This window comes from Pseudomonas sp. AF32 (assembly GCF_022342325.2).
In the GTDB taxonomy this organism is placed as follows: domain Bacteria; phylum Pseudomonadota; class Gammaproteobacteria; order Pseudomonadales; family Pseudomonadaceae; genus Aquipseudomonas; species Aquipseudomonas uvaldensis.
On the sequence record NZ_RQJK02000003.1, the window covers coordinates 258,902 to 276,047 of the forward strand.

The 17,146-nt window shown below is 61.1% G+C and carries 18 protein-coding genes; 6 read left to right on the forward strand and 12 right to left on the reverse strand.

Annotated features, from left to right (window positions below; all coding sequences use genetic code 11):
- Positions 1-128: 128 nt before the first annotated feature.
- The 3 genes from EGM97_RS04765 to EGM97_RS04775 are packed head-to-tail and all read left to right on the forward strand — an operon-like array spanning position 129 to position 1,742.
- Positions 129-797: a class I SAM-dependent methyltransferase gene (locus EGM97_RS04765; protein WP_238961135.1), complete on the forward strand. Its 669-nt coding sequence runs from the start codon at positions 129-131 to the stop codon at positions 795-797.
- Positions 798-801: 4 nt separating this feature from the next.
- Positions 802-1,512 carry a lipopolysaccharide kinase InaA family protein gene (locus tag EGM97_RS04770; protein ID WP_238961136.1) on the forward strand — a complete coding sequence of 237 codons (711 nt, stop codon included), beginning with the start codon at positions 802-804 and terminating at the stop codon, positions 1,510-1,512.
- Between the two features lie 2 nt (positions 1,513-1,514).
- Positions 1,515-1,742: a hypothetical protein gene (locus tag EGM97_RS04775; RefSeq protein WP_238961137.1), complete on the forward strand. Its 228-nt coding sequence runs from the start codon at positions 1,515-1,517 to the stop codon at positions 1,740-1,742.
- A 50-nt stretch (positions 1,743-1,792) separates the two neighbouring features.
- On the opposite strand, the gene EGM97_RS04780 is transcribed toward EGM97_RS04775, so the two are convergent.
- From EGM97_RS04780 to EGM97_RS04805, 6 genes are all read right to left on the reverse strand, one after another.
- Positions 1,793-4,822 carry a multidrug efflux RND transporter permease subunit gene (locus EGM97_RS04780; RefSeq protein ID WP_238961138.1) on the reverse strand — a complete coding sequence of 1,010 codons (3,030 nt, stop codon included), beginning with the start codon at positions 4,820-4,822 and terminating at the stop codon, positions 1,793-1,795.
- A gap of 13 nt (positions 4,823-4,835) precedes the next feature.
- On the reverse strand, positions 4,836-5,984 hold the full coding sequence (locus tag EGM97_RS04785; RefSeq protein WP_238961139.1) for an efflux RND transporter periplasmic adaptor subunit: 1,149 nt from the start codon (positions 5,982-5,984) through the stop codon (positions 4,836-4,838).
- A 154-nt stretch (positions 5,985-6,138) separates the two neighbouring features.
- A complete protein-coding gene (locus EGM97_RS04790) occupies positions 6,139-7,236 on the reverse strand; it encodes a DUF1513 domain-containing protein (RefSeq protein ID WP_238961140.1) in 1,098 nt (365 codons plus the stop codon).
- 2 nt (positions 7,237-7,238) lie between these two features.
- Complete coding sequence (locus tag EGM97_RS04795) at positions 7,239-8,303, reverse strand: imelysin family protein (protein WP_232776330.1); 1,065 nt, start codon at positions 8,301-8,303, stop codon at positions 7,239-7,241.
- Positions 8,304-8,332: 29 nt separating this feature from the next.
- Positions 8,333-9,760, reverse strand: a complete 1,428-nt coding sequence (locus EGM97_RS04800) for a di-heme oxidoreductase family protein (RefSeq protein WP_238961141.1) — start codon at positions 9,758-9,760, stop codon at positions 8,333-8,335.
- Positions 9,761-9,860: 100 nt separating this feature from the next.
- Complete coding sequence (locus EGM97_RS04805) at positions 9,861-10,715, reverse strand: LysR family transcriptional regulator (protein WP_238961142.1); 855 nt, start codon at positions 10,713-10,715, stop codon at positions 9,861-9,863.
- A 91-nt stretch (positions 10,716-10,806) separates the two neighbouring features.
- Here EGM97_RS04805 and EGM97_RS04810 point away from each other — a divergent pair, with 91 nt between their 5' ends.
- Positions 10,807-11,241, forward strand: coding sequence for a multidrug/biocide efflux PACE transporter (locus EGM97_RS04810; RefSeq protein ID WP_238961143.1), 435 nt, complete (start codon positions 10,807-10,809; stop codon positions 11,239-11,241).
- Between the two features lie 19 nt (positions 11,242-11,260).
- Here EGM97_RS04810 and EGM97_RS04815 read toward each other — a convergent pair whose 3' ends face one another.
- The 6 genes from EGM97_RS04815 to EGM97_RS04840 form a co-directional block, all read right to left on the reverse strand.
- Complete coding sequence (locus tag EGM97_RS04815) at positions 11,261-12,601, reverse strand: sensor histidine kinase (RefSeq protein ID WP_238961144.1); 1,341 nt, start codon at positions 12,599-12,601, stop codon at positions 11,261-11,263.
- 65 nt (positions 12,602-12,666) lie between these two features.
- Positions 12,667-13,101: a Spy/CpxP family protein refolding chaperone gene (locus tag EGM97_RS04820; protein ID WP_238961145.1), complete on the reverse strand. Its 435-nt coding sequence runs from the start codon at positions 13,099-13,101 to the stop codon at positions 12,667-12,669.
- A gap of 264 nt (positions 13,102-13,365) precedes the next feature.
- On the reverse strand, positions 13,366-14,043 hold the full coding sequence (locus EGM97_RS04825) for a response regulator transcription factor (RefSeq protein ID WP_053147148.1): 678 nt from the start codon (positions 14,041-14,043) through the stop codon (positions 13,366-13,368).
- Positions 14,044-14,050: 7 nt separating this feature from the next.
- Entirely contained in the window at positions 14,051-14,461 is a 411-nt protein-coding gene (locus EGM97_RS04830; protein ID WP_238961146.1) for an SH3 domain-containing protein, read from the reverse strand.
- 123 nt (positions 14,462-14,584) lie between these two features.
- Positions 14,585-14,884: a YciI family protein gene (locus EGM97_RS04835; protein ID WP_053147152.1), complete on the reverse strand. Its 300-nt coding sequence runs from the start codon at positions 14,882-14,884 to the stop codon at positions 14,585-14,587.
- 1 nt (position 14,885) lies between these two features.
- Positions 14,886-15,482, reverse strand: a complete 597-nt coding sequence (locus tag EGM97_RS04840; RefSeq protein ID WP_238961147.1) for a septation protein A — start codon at positions 15,480-15,482, stop codon at positions 14,886-14,888.
- 87 nt (positions 15,483-15,569) lie between these two features.
- Between EGM97_RS04840 and EGM97_RS04845 the strand changes: the two genes are divergently transcribed.
- Complete coding sequence (locus EGM97_RS04845; RefSeq protein ID WP_238961148.1) at positions 15,570-16,433, forward strand: PHP domain-containing protein; 864 nt, start codon at positions 15,570-15,572, stop codon at positions 16,431-16,433.
- Positions 16,434-16,446: 13 nt separating this feature from the next.
- Complete coding sequence (locus EGM97_RS04850; protein WP_238961149.1) at positions 16,447-17,076, forward strand: L-threonylcarbamoyladenylate synthase; 630 nt, start codon at positions 16,447-16,449, stop codon at positions 17,074-17,076.
- Positions 17,077-17,146: the final 70 nt, after the last annotated feature.

Genomic DNA, 17,146 nt, shown 5'->3' on the forward strand with positions numbered 1-17,146 from the left:
CCCTTTGGATATGGAAAAGTCTTGAAAACATTGGTCCGTTTACACGACAAAGTTTTCACAAAGGGATGACTTGGTACCGACATGCCCAACCCTAAGGTGGGAGCCATTCAGTTATGGAGGTTCCCACCATGTCCAACGCCATCAAGCTCGACTTCTCTGAAAAGTACAACGAGCAACACGCCCAGGAATACCTGCAAAAACACCGCAGCGGCTTGAGTCGACGCCTTTCTCATCTTCGTGACGAGCAATTGGCCCGACGGGCATTGTCGCTTGCGGGAGATCCGGGTCTCGTGCTGGATTTGCCCTGTGGTGCCGGGCGTTTCTGGCCCTTGCTGGCTGAAAAAACGAATCGGGTGATCATCGGCGCGGACAACTCCGAGGCGATGCTCATGACGGCGTTGAGGGCGCAACCGGCCGATGTCGTCAAACGGGTACAACCTTTGCACACATCTGCGTTCGACATTGCCTTGCCCGATAACGCCGTCGACAGCATTTTCTGCATGCGCTTGCTGCACCACATTGGTGAGTCCGCGCACCGACTGGCGATTCTGCGGGAATTCGAGCGTGTCAGCCGAGACAGCGTGATCGTTTCATTGTGGGTTGATGGCAATTTCAAAGCCTGGAAACGCAAGCGCCTGGAACGTACCCGTGGGCAAAAAGACTACCAGAACCGATTTGTGTTACCGGTCGCTACAGTCGAAGACGAGTTTCGACAGGCCGGGTTCCGAATTCAAGAACGATTGGATTTCTTACCGCTCTATGCCATGTGGCGAGTTTATGTATTACGCAAGAGGTAACAGCATGGTGATGCAGGCAGAAGAGGCGTCGACGGTTCATCCGGGCAATTTCGATCACTTCTGGAGTCAGCAGGGTGAGTGGGTAGAGGCTCCGAATGTACGTCGTGGGGGTGAAAGTGGTGTGCAGCGGATTGACAGCGGCAACGGCAAACAGCTGTATGCCAAGCGTCAGATCGGCCATGTCTACCGTAGCTTGTTCCATCCGTTTGGCCGGCCAACCGTATTGCGCGAGCAGGACGCGCTCCTGGCCTTGACCCGGCTGGACGTCGGCGTCCCTCAGATTATCTTCTGTGGCGCACAACGGGATCCGGTTCATAAATGGCGCGCATTGCTGGTTACTCATGCGTTGGACGGTTTCGTAGAGTTGGAACAGTGGTACGCCGCAGGCGAGCGTGAGCGCCATGGCGAAGCACTGCATGACCGCATTCTCCAGGCATTGGCTGAAAACCTGGCCCGGATGCACAAGGGGCGTTGGCAACACGGCTGCCTCTATGCCAAGCACGTGTTTGTGCGTGTGACGGGAGAGAGCGAGTCGGCCAAGGCCGAAGTGGCCTTGCTGGATCTGGAGAAGAGCCGCCAGCGCCTGACTGCCCGAAGTGCAGCCTCCCACGACCTCAAGCAGCTGCGTCGCCACTCGTCGTTCAGCGATTGTGACTGGAAAAAACTCGTCTACTTTTATGAAACGGCGTTTGGCAGCGCTATCAAAGGCTTATGACGATGAAACTGGAAATTGCTAGAGGTGTATTCCTGGTGGGAGCCCTGGCAGTAACGTCGATGGCGGTAGCTGTTTGGGAGCAGCCCCGCTCGCAGATCCTCAATGCCTCTTCCGCCGATGCTCATTGCCCTGTGCCGCGGGTGGCCAAGGCAAGCGAGGCTGTCCGGCCGGATCATGATCTGTTGCTGTTCATGTTCAGCCTTTCCCAGGGTATGCGACCGCAGAGCTGAAGCTCGTAAGGTGAAACTCAAAGGCCTCGCTTGTGCGAGGCCTTTGAGTTTCAGGCGGCTTTGTCTGGCTTGGCCAGCAGGGTGTAGATGCAGGGCAATACGAACAGTGTGAACAAGGTGCCAATGGACATCCCGGTGGCGATCACCATGCCGATGTCGAAGCGACTGACCGCTCCGGCTCCGGTGGCCAGGATCAGCGGCACCATGCCAAACACCATCGCCGCAGTAGTCATCAGCACCGGCCGCAAACGAATCGATGCGGCCTGCTCCACTGCTTCTCTGGGTGTCAGGCCCTGTTCCTTGCGCAACTGGTTGGCAAATTCGACGATCAGGATACCGTGCTTGCTGATCAGGCCGATCAGCGTCACCAGCCCGACCTGGGTATAGATGTTCATGCTCGACCAACCGAGGAACAGTGGAATCAGTGCTCCGCAAATGGACAGCGGCACCGTTACCAGAATGACCAGTGGATCGCGGAAGCTCTCGAACTGAGCGGCCAGCACCAGGAAGATGATCGCCAGGGCCAGGGTAAAGGTGACCCACAAGGCACTGCCTTCCTGGACGAACTGACGTGAAGCCCCTGCATAGTCGAAGGCGAACCCAGTCGGTGCTTCTTCCCGGGCGATCTGACGAACCGTTTCGATCGCTTCGCCCATGCTTACGATGGGAAACCCCGAGATCGTGACGGCATTGAGCTGCTGGAACTGATTCAACTGTCGGGGGCGGGCCCGGTCACTGACCTTGATCAGGGTCGACAAGGGCAGGGATTCGCCGCGCGCGTTCTTCACATAGTAGTTGTTCAGCCAGTCCGGGTTGTCCCGGAAGGGGCGCTCGACCTGAGCGATGACCTTGTAGCTGCGACCTTCGATGGTAAAGCGGTTGATCTCAGATTCCCCCAGCAGCGTGGCGAGCGTACCGCCCAGGTCTTGCATCGACACACCCATCTGGGCAGCTTTGTCGCGGTCGATATCCACGACGACTTCTGGCTTGTCGAAGGCCAGGTCGATGTCCATGAAGGCGAACTTGCCGGACTCCATCGCGCGTTTCTTCACGCGCTCGGCGATCTCCAATAGCGTCGCGTAGTCTTTCGGCGCGTTGATGACGAAGGCAAAGGGCAACCCCTCGCCAGTGCCAGGCAGGGAGGGGAGGTTGAAACCGAATATCTGCAGGCCCGGTACCGACTCCAGCCGCGCCTGGACGTCAGGGAGGATTTCCATCTGGGTACGGTTGCGTTCGTTCCAGGGCTTGAGCAGGAAGCCGCCGATACCGGACTGGACACCGTTGTAGCCATTGATCTGGAACGAGGAATAGTACTCGGGGAATTCCTTGAAAATCGTGAGGAAGTGATCGGTATAGGTGTTCAGGTAATTGAGGTTGGTGTGCTGTGGCGCGTTGGCCATCATGAAGATGATGCCCTGGTCTTCGTCCGGGGCCAGTTCGGACTTGGTGAACATGACCAGCACCGGGATCAGCAGTAATACGATCACGGCGAATACCAGTACCACCGGCCGGGTATTGAGCGTGCCGTGGAGGATGCGCTGGTAACGGCTTTTCAAGCGTTCGAACACCACGTCCAGGCGGTGGGCCAGGCCCGAGGGGTTCTCGTCGTGCCGCAGCAGTACGGCGCACATCATGGGCGACAGGGTCAGGGCCACGATGCCGGAGATCACCACCGCTCCGGCGAGCGTCAGGGCGAACTCCTTGAACAGTGCCCCCGTCAGGCCTTCCAGCAGACCGATCGGCGCATACACAGCCGCCAGCGTAATGGTCATCGAGACCACTGGCATGGCGATTTCCCGGGCACCTTCCAGAGCAGCGTCGAACGGTTTCTTGCCTTCCTCGATGTGGCGATGGATGTTCTCCACCACGACGATGGCGTCGTCCACCACCAGACCGATGGCGAGCACCATGGCCAGCAGTGTCAGGAGGTTCATCGAATAGCCCATCAACTGCATGAAGAACATCACGCCGATCATCGACAGCGGGATGGTCACCACCGGGATGACCACCGAACGCAGCGCGCCGAGGAACAAAAAGACCACGACGATGACGATCAACACGGCTTCGAAAAGGGTCTTCACCACTTCATCGATGGAAGCCTGGATGAACAGCGTCGCATCGTAGGCGATCTCGGCGTTGAGGTTTGTTGGCAGTTGGGCCTCCAGCTCCGGCATGATCTTGCGCACTTCCTTGATCACATCCAGCGGGTTCGCGCCGGGGGTGGCCTTGATGCCGATGTATACGGACGGCGTGCCACCGAAGGAACTGATGGTGTCGTAGTTTTCCGCGCCCATCTCCACCCGGGCCACGTCCCGCAGCAGTACGCGGCTGTCGCCATCGGTCTTGAGCGGGATCGCGGCAAAGGCCTCGGCGGATTTGAGTTCGGTGTTGGCGTTGATGCTGGTGACGACGTATTCACCTTTCACTTCGCCGGCTGCCGAGAGGAAGTTGTACTGACGCACGGCATTGGTCACGTCGGCGGCGGTCAGGCCGAAGCCGGCGAGCTTGACGGGATCCAGCCACAGGCGCATGGCGAAGACCTGGTTGCCCAGGATTTCCGCTTCAGCCATGCCGGGAAGCGTCGCCAGCTTGGGTTGGACCACCCGTGACAGGTAATCGGTGATCTGCGGGTTGTTCAGCTCCTTGCTGAAGAAGCTGATGTACATCAGTGCAGAGGCATCGGCGGCTTCACGGCTGAGCACCGGGTCCTCTGCGTCCTGGGGCAACTCGTTCTTGACTTCGTTGGCCTTGGCCAGCAGTTCGGTGAACAGCCGGTCGCTGTTGGAACCGATGCGGGCATAGACCGAAATCACCGAAAAATTCTGACGGCTGACCGAGGTCATGTAGTCGATGCCTTCGGCGCTGGCCAGGCTCTGCTGCATCGGCTGGGTGATGTAGCCCTGGATGGTTTCGGCATTGGCGCCTGGGTACGCGGTGGTCACGGTGATCAGGGCGTTTTCCATCTGCGGGTATTGCCGCAGGGGCAGCTTGCTCCAGGCCTGGAAGCCCAGCAGTACGATCAACAGGCTGACCACGGTGGCGAGCACCGGACGGCGGATGAACGGATCGGTAAAAGCCATTGGGGTTCCTTGATCAGTCCGCGCGCGGCGAACTGTTCTGTTCGGTCAGGGTCTTGTCATCGGCGATGGCGACAGGGGTACCGTTATCGAGTTTGATCTGGCCTGCGATCACGACCTGTTCACCACTGTTCACTCCCTTGGTTACCAGCACCTGCCCGTCACGGCGCTCGCCGGTTTCGATGAAGCGTCGCTCGGCGATCAGGACCGGCTGGCCCTTGTCATCCTTTTCGATGCTGCCATCGGCGGCTTTCTTCTGGGTCACCACGTACATTGAGTCGCCGTAAAGGGTGTAGGTCACGGCGCTTTCCGGCACGACGATGCCGGCGGCCATGTCCGGCAGAATGACCTGGAGGTTGGCGAACATGCCAGGCAGAAGCTTGCCGTCGGGGTTGGCCAGGGTGGCGCGCACCAGGACGTTGCGGGTGCTGTCCTCGACCTTGGGGTTGATGGCACTGATGGTGCCGACGAAGGTCTGGCCGGGGTAGGCCGATACGTTGACATTGACGGGCTGGGCAATGGCGAGCCTGGGGATCCTCTGCTCGGGTACGTAGAAGTCCACGTAGAGGCTGCCTAGGTCTTGCAGGGTGGCGATCACCGTGCCGCTGGCCAGATAGTCGCCGACATCCACCTGGCGAATGCCGATGGTGCCGTTGAATGGCGCGAGGATCTGTTTCTTCGCCAGCGAAGCCTTCAACTGGTTGACGGTCGCCTGGTTCTTTTTCAGCTGCGCCGCGAGCCGGTCGAACTCGCCCTTGGAGATCGCCTGGCTGCCCACCAATTGCCGGCCTCGGCCGAAGTCCAGCTGCGACAGGCCAAGGTCGGCCTCGGCGGTTTCCAGCAAGGCGGTTTCAACCTCGCTGTCCAGTTGCAGTAGCGGCTGGCCGGCCTTGACCTTCTGCCCTGACTGGAAAAGAACCTTCTGCACGGTACCGGCGACCTCCAGGCTGAGGTCCACGCCTTGCAGGGCCTTGAGGCTGCCGATGGTGGGCAGGCGTGCCTGCCACGGTTGTTCGATGGCGGTAGCCACCGCAACGCTGATCGGCGGTTTCGGTGCAGAAAACATCTGGATTTGCTGGTAAACGGAGAAGGCCTTGTAGCCGGCCAGCAACAGCACCACCAGCAGGACAACACCCAACATGATCAGCATGCGGCGTCGCAGCATGTTCCACTTCCTTGGAAAGACCTAAAAGAAAGATACAGTCAGGCGGGCACCTTACCCCGAGTGTGCGGTGGATTCCAGATGCTGTCGGGTCGTTGCCTCGTAGGATTCGTCCTGAAATTCAAGGAGATCGCCCCGGACGGTTTCACTCTTGCGTTTACACCAGGTGCAAATGGTTGTCCCAGAGCCCTGCCGGCAGATCCAGCGGTTTTGCAACCAGTTGTGACTGGCGGCAATCGTAATAGCGGCAACGACCCTGGCCCGACGTCACGACGAACCCGTCGGCCACCGCACCCACGCCGGCGCAGTCTGGAAGAGGCGCATCCAGGCGCACTTCGCCGCTGTCCAGGTCCCAGATGAAAAAGCGGTTGCCCCGCGGTGCGGTCAAGGCCACCAGGCGCAGGTCGCTGTGTACGGCGACGCTGGCGGTGTAATGCGCCATGGCCTGCAACTGGTGGTCTGCCACCGGGAACGCCTGGAACGGCTGACCCGGACGCTTGATCGCCAGCAGTTGCGAAGATTCGTGGGCATCGCCCATGAACTGCTGGCCGGTCACGATAGTCCCGTCACTGGCGATCCCCATGTGCCGCACGCTGTTCATCGATTGCGCGAGGGTTTCCTTGCTCAGCAGGGTGCCATCGCGTTGCATCAGGACCAGGCTCGGCTCCATGGCATCGAGGTTCATCTCGACCCGGCTTTCGGCTTCGGTGCGGATGCCACCGTTCGCCACCACCAGGGTCTCGCCGTCGGGCAGCCAGGACACCTGGTGAGGGCCGATGCCATGGGTGGGAATCTCGCCGCTGTGCACCAGGCGCTCGCCTTCGAAACGGTAGACCCCGAGCAGGCCACGTCCTGGATCGGAGGTGTCGTTCTCGGTGGCATACAACCATTCGCCGCTCTTGTGGATCACCGCGTGGCCATAGAAATGCCGGTTCGGTTGCGAGGCGACGGTTTGCAGCAGGGCGCCGTCGCGCAGGTCGATCAGGTAGCTTTCGGTGCCAGGACGGCGTGCGACGAACAACGCAATCGGCAGTGTCGGGTGATTGATGATGTCATGGCAGCGTTGGCCGACCCGGGTGGCGAATACTTGCGTTCCATCCAGTCGATAACCCACGGCGTAATGCTTGCCCTCGCCATCGTCTCGGGCCGAAAGCAGCAGCGGACTCTTGTCCTTTTGCTTGAACAGCGTCCAGCCGCCCAGGGTGACGGCACCGAGCAGCAAGCTGCCCAGCGCCAGGACCTGACGTCGAAACATGATCAGTCACCGTCGTTGGCATTGAAGCCCAGTTGAATGCCCAGCGCCTTGGCCAGTTCGCCTTCGTGCAGGCGGTGGACGACGTTGAGGCTGTCATACAAATCGTTGAGCTGCTGGCGTCCGGCGTCGTCGTTGAGCATTTCGGTCAGCGAACGCTGGGAGCTGGCGAACAGTTTCAGCGAAGCATCGTAGGCGGCGTCGATCTTGTCGGCCAAGGGTTTTTGCTCGCTTGGCAACAGACCGCGCAGGCCTTTGTTATCCACACCCACCCAGACCGTCCTGGCCGCGCTCAGGCTGGCTTCCAGCCCTTGCAGCGACGACTGGCTACGCCAGGCATCGGCCTGGAAAGGCTGGGGCACGCCTTTGCTCTGGCGGCCCATCGGGGTGCCGAGTTTCTTCTTGAGCGTGTCCAGTGCGGTGACCTGGACCCGCAGCAGATCGGCGATGGCTTCGTGGGAGTCGGCGTAGCGCTGGTTCGGGAACTTGCTCATCTGCGCGAGCATGCCGTCATTGGTGTTCCAGCGCGACAGGATCTCTTCGGCCAGTTGTTTCTGGCGTTCGCCGATGGCGATCAGCAGCGGGCAGTATTTGGCTTTCTGCGCACTGTCGGCCATGTCGATTTTCGCGTCGAACAACAGGTACTCATAAGCCGACAGGCCCTGGACCACGACGCTGGACTTGGCCAGGCCGGCAGCGTCGATCTGCGGCTCGCTGTTGATCAGTTGTTCGACCTGGCGGCCCACCAGGTTCTTCTTGTCCGGCCAGAACTGCACCTGCCAGGCGCGATTGCCCTCGGCCAGCGGCCCGATCAGCAGCGGTTGCAGCTCGGCCCAGGCTTTCTGCGCCTTGAGAAAGTCGGCGCGGGCGGTCTCCAGGTTTTCCTTGCCTTGGCAGAACGCCAGGGCGCTGGTTGCCAATTGCCGGTCGGCCTCGACCCAGCGGCTGTAGGTCGGCAGGATCACCTGCTTGGCGATGGCGGCCGAGGTGACCGCTTGCGGGTCCTGTGGCGAGCAGGCACCGAGGGCGAGGGCGGCGAGGCTGGTGAACAACAGCTTGGGACGGAACATGTCGGGCTCCCGTTTTTCGGAGAAGGCATTTAAAGGGAATTCAGAAAGGCCAGCAACGCAGCGCGCTGTTCGGCATTGAACGCCAAGACCTGACGCTGCGCTGCTTGCGCTTCGCCGCCATGCCAGAGCACGGCTTCGAGCAGGTTGCGGGCGCGACCGTCGTGCAGAAACTGGGTGTGGCCGCTGACGGTCTCGGTCAGGCCGATGCCCCATAGCGGCGGGGTCCGCCAGTCACGGCCACCGGCCTTGAATTCGCTGCGGTTGTCGGCCAGGCCTTCACCCATGTCGTGCAACAACAGGTCGGTGTAAGGACGGATGACCTGGCTCGCCAGCTCCGGCTCGGCGGCGTTGGCGGAGGTGGTGTACTTGGGGGTGTGGCACGATTGGCAACCGGCCTGGAAAAACAGATTCTTGCCAGCCAGCACCTGGGGCGAGTCCACCTCGCGGCGGGCCGGCACGGCGAGGTTGCGACTGTAGAACAGCACCAATCGCAGGATGTTGTCGCTGACTTCCGGCTCGCCATCCGGACCGTTGCCGTTGGGCGCGTGTTTGCAATCGACCTGGGCCTCGGTGCAATCGTCGAAGGGGCGCAGGCTCGTCGTCAGGCCCATGTCTCCGGAGAAGGCGTGGACGTTCTGCTGATTCAGATTGGGCTGACCGGCCTTCCAGCCGAAACGACCCAGGACGGTTTTTTGCTGGACATCGTCCCAGACCTGGTTCGGTCGACCCGCGATGCCGTTTTTCTCCTTTGCCTGGGCATCGGCGTTCGCCAGGATTGCGGCATCGGGGATGGCCTCCAGCAGACCCAGGCCGATCATGGGTGGAGCGACGCGGGCGGAAAAACGTGTGTCGGGGTGCATCGGGCCATAACCCAGCTGGCTGATCTGCAGGCTCGGCTTGCGCAGCTCCACGACCGTGCCGTCCTTGAAGCGCACCGGGACAGGCGTGTAATCGACCCGCACCTTGCCTTCCGGGATGACACCGGGCACGGACATGTCCTGCAATTGCCCTCCGTAGACAGGCTCCGGGACCACGCCCAGTTGTTCGATGACCTTGGCGTAGGGCGGCGCATCAGGAATCGACAGGCGTACCAGCATCGACACTGCGCTGGTCGCGTCCGGGGCCGGTGGATGGCCGCGGCCGTCCTTGATATGGCAGTTCTGGCAGGCATTGGTATTGAACAACGGTCCAAGGCCGTCCCGGGCGGTGGTGGTCGACGGTGCGATCACCCAGGGGCTGCGAAAGAAGCTGTTGCCGACACTGAAGTCCACGCGCCGCGAAGGTGGCAGGTTGGCCGAGGGCAGGGAAAAGGCATTCTGGTCGGCCTTGCGTACCGTCGCGGCGCCACCGGACCGGGCTTCACCCGGTTCGGCCTGGGTAAAGCGCGGGGCATCGTCGCAGGCGCTCAGGCCCAAGGCCATGAACAGTACGCATAAACGAAGAGGCAACGACGACATCGGGCGACCTGGGAGATAGGAAAAAAGAGGGCGCAAAGTCTAACAGGGCGGGGCAGTTTGAATAAGAGGAATTATCGTTTGGTTCAGCGGGTGTGCTTATTCATTCCAGCATCTTGCCCAGGAACCAGCTTCCCGCCGGGCCCGGTGGGTATCGTTTCGACCAGACCGCGTCGACCGATACCAGCCTTGGCCAGCCACGTACGTTCAGCTCCTGCAATTTTCCGGTGCCGAAACGTGCCGCCAGCCAACGTGGCAACGGGGTCCAACCAAAGCCCCCCAGCGCCATTTCCAGCAGCATCAGGTAACTGGGAGCGGACCAGACCCGACCCTGGGCTCGAGTTTCGTAAGGGTTGATGATGGTTGCCAGGCGCAACTGGCGATGACGTTGCAACGCCAGTTCGTCTACCGCTTCCAGTTTGGCCAGTGGGTGTTGCCTTGAAACGAACAAGGCGATTTCCGTGCGCTCATCCACCGTCGCGCTGGTGAGATCCGGCGGATACCCCGCCTGTGTTTCGGCCAGCCCGAGATGGGCCCGGCCCTGTTGTACCAACGCAATCAAATCGTCGCATTCGGCGATCAGGCATTCGAGCTCCAGGTCCGGATAGCGTTGCTCGAACGCGCCGAGTACCGCTTCGAAGCGATCGGATTGATAGGTATCGGAGATCGCCACGGTGAATTTCGCTTCGACGCCTTCGGACAACTGGCTGGCGGCCATTTCCAGACGGTGACTGGCCGCAAGGATGTCCTCGGCGCGTTGCAACACCACGTGCCCTGCCGGGGTCAGGGTCGGTTTACGGCTGCTGCGGTCGAAGAGGACCAGGTTCAGCTCGTCTTCAAGGCTGGCGACCGCGGCACTGATGGTCGACTGGCTTTTGCCCAGCTTGCGTGCGGCGGCCGAGAACGAACCTTGGGCGGCGGCCTGTACAAACGCCGTCAATACCTCATGAGAAATCATTCCAAGTATCGCCTTGATCGATGGTTAATGGTTTTGAAGTATCGCTCCGGCGCAGGATGATCACCACATCTTCTTTTGCAGGGGTGATGAGATGAACGTCCAGAAAACCGTATTCGAGCGTGTCCTCCAGGCCATTGGCTTTGAACTGTTGGCAATCTTCATTTGCACCCCGTTGCTGGCTTGGGTCATGGATAAACCGCTGTTCGACATGGGAGTGGCAACGGTGGCAATTGCGGTGCTGGCGCTGGTGTGGAACGTGTTGTTCAACAGTGCGTTCGACCGTTTGCTCAAACGCTTCGGGATCGTGCGCAACGCCTGGGTACGGGTTGTCCATGCGCTGCTGTTTGAAGGAGGGCTGGTGGCGGTCGCGGTGCCGTTGGTGGCGTGGTGGCTGAAGATCAGCCTATGGCAAGCATTTGTGCTGGATATTGGAGTGCTGTTGTTTTTCCTGCCGTACACCTATGGCTACCACTGGGTCTATGACCTGGTGCGCGAGCGAATGCTGGTGAGCCGAGGGCTTCGTTGATGACCTTCGATTTGCCGCGTCACAGCTGTACGACCGCGCCCGGCACCAGCGGCAATTCCAGGCTCGGGATGAACCCGCCGCCAGGATGATTGGCCAACACCAGCGTGCCGCCATGGCGTTCGGCGGCGCGGCGGGCGATGGCAAGGCCCAGGCCATGGCCGGCGGCGGTCTGGCCCGGCGCGCGATAGAACGGCTCGCCCAATTGCCCCAGGTGTTCGGCTTCCACCCCAGGGCCATGGTCACGCACGCTGATCAGGATCCGCTCCCCTTGGCGCACCGCGCGCATCTCGATCGGTTGCCCCGGCGGGTTGAAGCGCTGGGCGTTGCGCAGCAGGTTGTCCACCGCCCGTTCGATCATGGTTGGCCAGCCCTTGAGGGTCAGGTTCGGCTCGGCATGCAGTTGCACGCTTTGTTCCGGTGAAGTCAGTTGTGCATCTTTTTGCAGGCCGGTCAACAAACCGTTGAGGTCCACCTCTTCGGCGCTGGCGTTGTCGGCATCCACCCGGGCCAGTACCAGGATTTCGCTGATCAACGCTTCCAGGCGGTCGCATTCGCGGGTCAGGCGTGGCCATAGGTTTTCCCGCTCCCGAGGACCGGCCCGTTCCGCCAACGCCAGGGCGATGCGCAGCCGGGCCAGGGGCGAGCGCAGTTCGTGGGACACGTCCCGCAGCAACTGGCGCTGACTGCCGATCAGGCTTTGCAGGCGCGCGCCCATGCGGTTGAAATCGGTTGCCAGTACGCCGAACTCGTCTCGACGGTTGGCCAGCTTGGCGAGGCTGTTCTGCTGATAGGTGGTTTGTCCCAAATCGTGCACGGCACCGCGCAGGCGGTTCAGCGGGCGGGTGATGGAGAAGGTCACCAGCAGACTGAACAAGGTCAACACCACCAATGCGATGCCCAGGGCGCTGAGGGGCCAGAGCAGGCTGTCGCGGTGCCAGGCATCCAGTTCGGGATGGGGAATGCGGTAGATGAACAGGTAGGTGTCGCCGGTCTTGGCGCTGGTGAACTCATCGGTCAGCCGCCGCCAGGGCAGGCGCCGATCATCGTTGTTCTGACGTGCCTCGAAGGCCGCGGCGCGATGTGGAAAGGTGCCCCGCACCACGGGGTCGCCGCTTTCGTTGAGGACCTGAACGTCGATGTGGTACTGACGCTTGCGTTGTTGCAGGATGCCTTGGGCGGCGTCTTCGCCCTGGCTTTCGTAGGTTTGCGTCCATTCTTCGGCCAGGGTGTTGAGGCCCGGATGACGGCTCAGGATCCAGGCGTCCTGGTTGAGCATGTGGCCCATGAGAATCGAAAGCCCTGCAACCAGGGTAATCGCTAGCCAGAAACTGGCCAGGATGCGCCAGAACAATGAACGCACGGTAAATCCTCGCAAACAAGAAAGCCCAACGGCCATCGACCGTTGGGCTGGGACGCATCAGCGCATTATTGCGCTTTTTGCGGCTGTTGCGCCTTCCATGCTTTGAACTCGGCCCATTCGGCGCGACGTTCGGCCTGTTTCTTCTGGATCGCGTCGAATTCCTTTTGCTGTTCAGGCTTGAGCAGGCCCCGGATCTGGGCATCGACTTTTTCATGCCGGGCTTTCATTTCATCCTCCATGGCCTTCTGGTCGGCCGGCGACAGTTTTGCCAGGTACTTCTCTACCAACTCCTGCCGCTCGTGGCGCTGTTCGCCCATGATCCGGCGGATCTGCTGGCGCTGCTCGTGGGTCAGGTCCAGTTGGCTGTACGGACCTCTGTCGTGCATCTGGCCGTGGCGTGGGCCGTCCATCGGGCCCATCGGGCCGGGGCCTTCAGGCATGGCCATGGCGACCGTGGGCAGGGCGGCAGCGAACATCAGAGCGATGAGGGTCTTGCGCATGGTGTATCTCCTTGTCTCGTTCCCGGTCAGTTCCGGATGTGTGCAGATTACGAGGATCAAGGTCAGCAGCGGTCAGGGGTGGGTAAAGCTTGGGTAAAGAGGTTTTGGCGCAAGGCTTACAAATCTAGATGCCAAGCACCCGGCTCTGTGGGAGCAAGGCTTGCCCGCGATGAAGATAACGCGATCTCCCAGGAAACCGAGGCGCTTGCATCGCGAGCAAGCTTTGCTCCCACAGTTCAGTCTTGCCACAGGGGGAGCAACGGTTCAGAGGCTGTAGTAGTAACCGCGGCTGCGCAGGGCCACGATGCGCGGGCGGCCGTCGGGGTGGGGGCCGATTTTCTTGCGCAGGTTGCTGACGTGCATGTCCAGGCTACGGTCGTACAGGGTCAGCTTGCGGCCCAGGGCGAGCTGCGCCAGTTCCTGTTTGTCCAGCGGTTCGCCCGGTTGCTTGAGCAGCGCTTCCAGCAGACGGCTTTCGGAAACGGTGAGGGTTTGTTCCTGTTCGTCGATGCAAACCACGCCTCGTACCGGGCTGAACGTCAGGTCACCCAGTTCGATCTGGCTGGACACCGCCGTGGGGTGACTGCGCCGCAACACGGCGCGCAGGCGGGCGGTCAGTTCCCGTGGGTCGCAGGGCTTGGCCAGGTAATCGTCGGCACCCAGTTCCAGGCCGAGGATGCGGTCCAGCGGTTCGCCACGGGCCGAGAGCATCAGCACCGGCAGTTCCGGGTGATCGCTGCGCAACTGCTTGAGCAATTCCAGGCCGCTGCCGTCGGGCAACATCACATCCAGCACTACCGCCGCCGGAGCCGTTTCAGCCAGGGCCTTGCGGGCGCTTTGGCCATCGTGGCAAGCCCGGACCAGGAAACCTTCCTGGCCCAACCAGCTGCCGAGGAGCTCGCACAGCTCCTGGTCATCATCAATCAGTAACAGCTCGCTCATGAATCACTCAATTTAGCCATTGCCGACGTTGTCTACGTCCACCGCTGGCAAAGATACCGCAGAGTAGGGCCAATAGCGCTACCCCGGCACCAATGACGAACCATTGCTGTTGATCGGTCAACAGACGCGGCAGGGGGCTGGCCTGGGCTTCCTTGAGTTGCAGCTTCAAGCGCTGGTTCTCCTGACGCAACCGGCCCAACAAGGCGCTCTCGCGCTCGCTGTTGGCGTTCTGTAATTGCTGTGTCAGTTCTTCGCGCAGGCGTTCGCTTTCTTTCAAGCGTTGCTGCAGTTCGGTGATCTGGCTGCCTGCGCTCAGCGACAACGGCGTCGAGTGGCTGCCCTCGGTGCTTTCTTCGCCATGGGCGGGTGACCCGACCGCCAACATGACCCATAACAGGCACAACGGACCTTTGCGCATTGTCACTCCTGAATTCCAGTCGAGATTAGACAGATTAGACAGGTTGTCGGCAGGCAAACGAGAACAATGAGCAATTGGGAGCAATTGAGCGCAATGAGCCCTGAAGGCCCATTGCGTGTCGGGTTACGGCAGGACTTGCTTGAACGGCTTGACCACGACGTTGGCATAGACGCCGGCGGTCACGAACGGATCGGCTTCGGCCCAAGCCTGGGCATCGGCCAAAGACGGGAACTCGGCCACGATCAGGCTGCCGCTAAAGCCAGCGGCGCCCGGGTCGTTGCTATCGACCGCCGGGTGCGGACCGGCCAGTACCACCCGCCCTTCGGCCTTGAGTTGTTGCAGGCGCGCAAGATGCTCGGGGCGAGCGGCCAGGCGTTTTTCCAGGGAGTTGGCGACATCGGTGGCAATGATTGCGTAGAGCATGTCAGTCCTCGGTTTTTGGCGTAGTGGAATCGGCGTCGTGCAGATGACGGGACAGGTAGACGCCCTGACCAATCAGGAACAACAGCGTCATGCCCAGGCTGCCGAACACCTTGAAGTCGACCCAGTAGTCCTGGAACGTGAACGCAACGAACAGGTTGGCGGCACCGCTGAACAGGAAAAAAACGACCCAGGCGATGTTCAGCCGGGTCCAGATCAGCTCCGGCAGGCTTATCGCGTGGCCCATGATGCGCTTGATCAACAGGCGATCGCCGATGAAGTGGCTACCGATGAAAGCCAGGGCGAACAGCCAGTTGACCACCGGAGCTTTCCATTTCAGGAAGGTTTCGCTGTGGAAGGCCAGGGTCAGGCTGCCGAACACGAGGCAGGCAATGAGGGTCAGCCACTGGCTTTTTTCCAGCTTGCGCTGGGACACGAACAGGGCGCCGTAGACCACCAGGGAACTGATGATCAGCACGGCCGTGGCACTGTAGATACCACCTATGGTCAAGGAATGACCGGCAATATCGAGGGGGCGTGGGTCAAGTTTGTAGACGATGAAAAACAGCAGAAGCGGGATGAAGTCGATGAATTGTTTCACAATGGCAGCCAGAAGCAGGATGTGGCGGCATAATAACAAACATCCTTGGCCGCGATAGGGCCAGCTGATTTGAGGTAGCGACCCCCTGTGAATGTTGATTTGCACTGCCATAGCACGGCCTCCGATGGCGCCCTGGCGCCTGCGGTTCTGGTGGCGCGGGCGTTCGAGCACGGCGTGCGAGTCCTGGCCCTGACCGATCACGACACCCTCGAAGGCCTCGACGAGGCCCGTGGCGCGGCGACGGCGCTGGGCATGCAGTTGGTCAACGGTGTCGAGTTGTCCTGCACTTGGGGCGGGGCGACCATTCATGTGCTGGGCTACGGCTTCGATGTCGATGCACCGCCGCTGGTCCAGGCCATTGCCGCACTGCGCGACGGGCGCTGGCTGCGGGCGGAAGAGATCAGTCGCAAGCTCGCCCTCAAGGGCATGCCCGGCGCCTTGGACGGGGCGCGGCAGATCCAGCAGGAGTTGGGTGACAGCGGCAACGCACCGGCCCGACCGCATTTTGCCGATTGGATGGTGCGCGCCGGTTTCGTTCGGGATCGCGCCGAAGCGTTCCGCAAATGGCTGGGGGCTGGCAAGTTGGGAGACGTCAAGCAGCATTGGCCGACGCTGGAGGACACTGTCGGAACCTTGCGGGCTGCCGGCGCCTGGGTCAGTCTGGCGCATCCCTGGCATTATGATTTCACGCGCAGCAAACGTCGTCGTCTGATAGCCGACTATATTCAAGCAGGGGGCCATGCCATCGAGGTGGTCAACGGTCACCAACCGGCCGAGCAGGTCGGTAGCCTGGCGATCCTGGCCCGGGAATTCGGGCTGTTGGTGAGCGCCGGCAGTGATTTCCATGGCCCGGGAGGCTGGTCCGAGATAGGTGAGTACCGCCCGCTGCCCGAAGATCTGCCACCGCTTTGGTGTAGATTCAAACATGATCCCGTTACCGCCGCCGTCTGAACAGGTAGAACACGTGAGTCAATTTTTCCAGATTCATCCGGAAAACCCGCAAGCGCGCCTGATCAAACAGGCTGTGGAAATCATTCGTGGCGGTGGCGTGGTGGTTTATCCCACCGATTCTTCCTACGCCATTGGCTGCCAGATCGGCGACAAAAACGCGGTGGAGCGGGTAAGACGCCTGCGTCAACTGGACGACAAGCACAACTTCGCGCTGATCTGCAGCGATCTGTCGCAACTGGGGCTGTTCGCCAAGATCGACACGGGCACCTTCCGCTTGCTCAAGGCCCATCTGCCAGGTCCCTATACCTTCATTCTCAACGCCACCCGTGAAGTGCCACGGCTGTTGCTGCATCCGAAAAAACGCACCATCGGCCTGCGGGTACCCAGCCACCCTATCTCCCTGGCGCTGTTGGCGGAGTTGGGCGAGCCGCTGATGAGCGTGAGCCTGATCATGCCTGGCGAGATCGAGCCGATGACCGATCCCTATGAGATTCGCCAGTTGCTCGAACATCAGGTCGACCTGATCATCGATGGCGGTTTTGGCGGCATGAAAGCGTCCACCGTGATCAACCTCGCCGATGGCGAGCCGCAGGTGGTGCGCGTCGGCTGCGGCGATCCGACCCCGTTCATGGTCGAGGCCTGAATGACCGCTGTGGAAGCCGCGGTGGACCCTGCAGACAGCCAGGCCGGTGCTCAGCAGGAGCTGCCGTTCG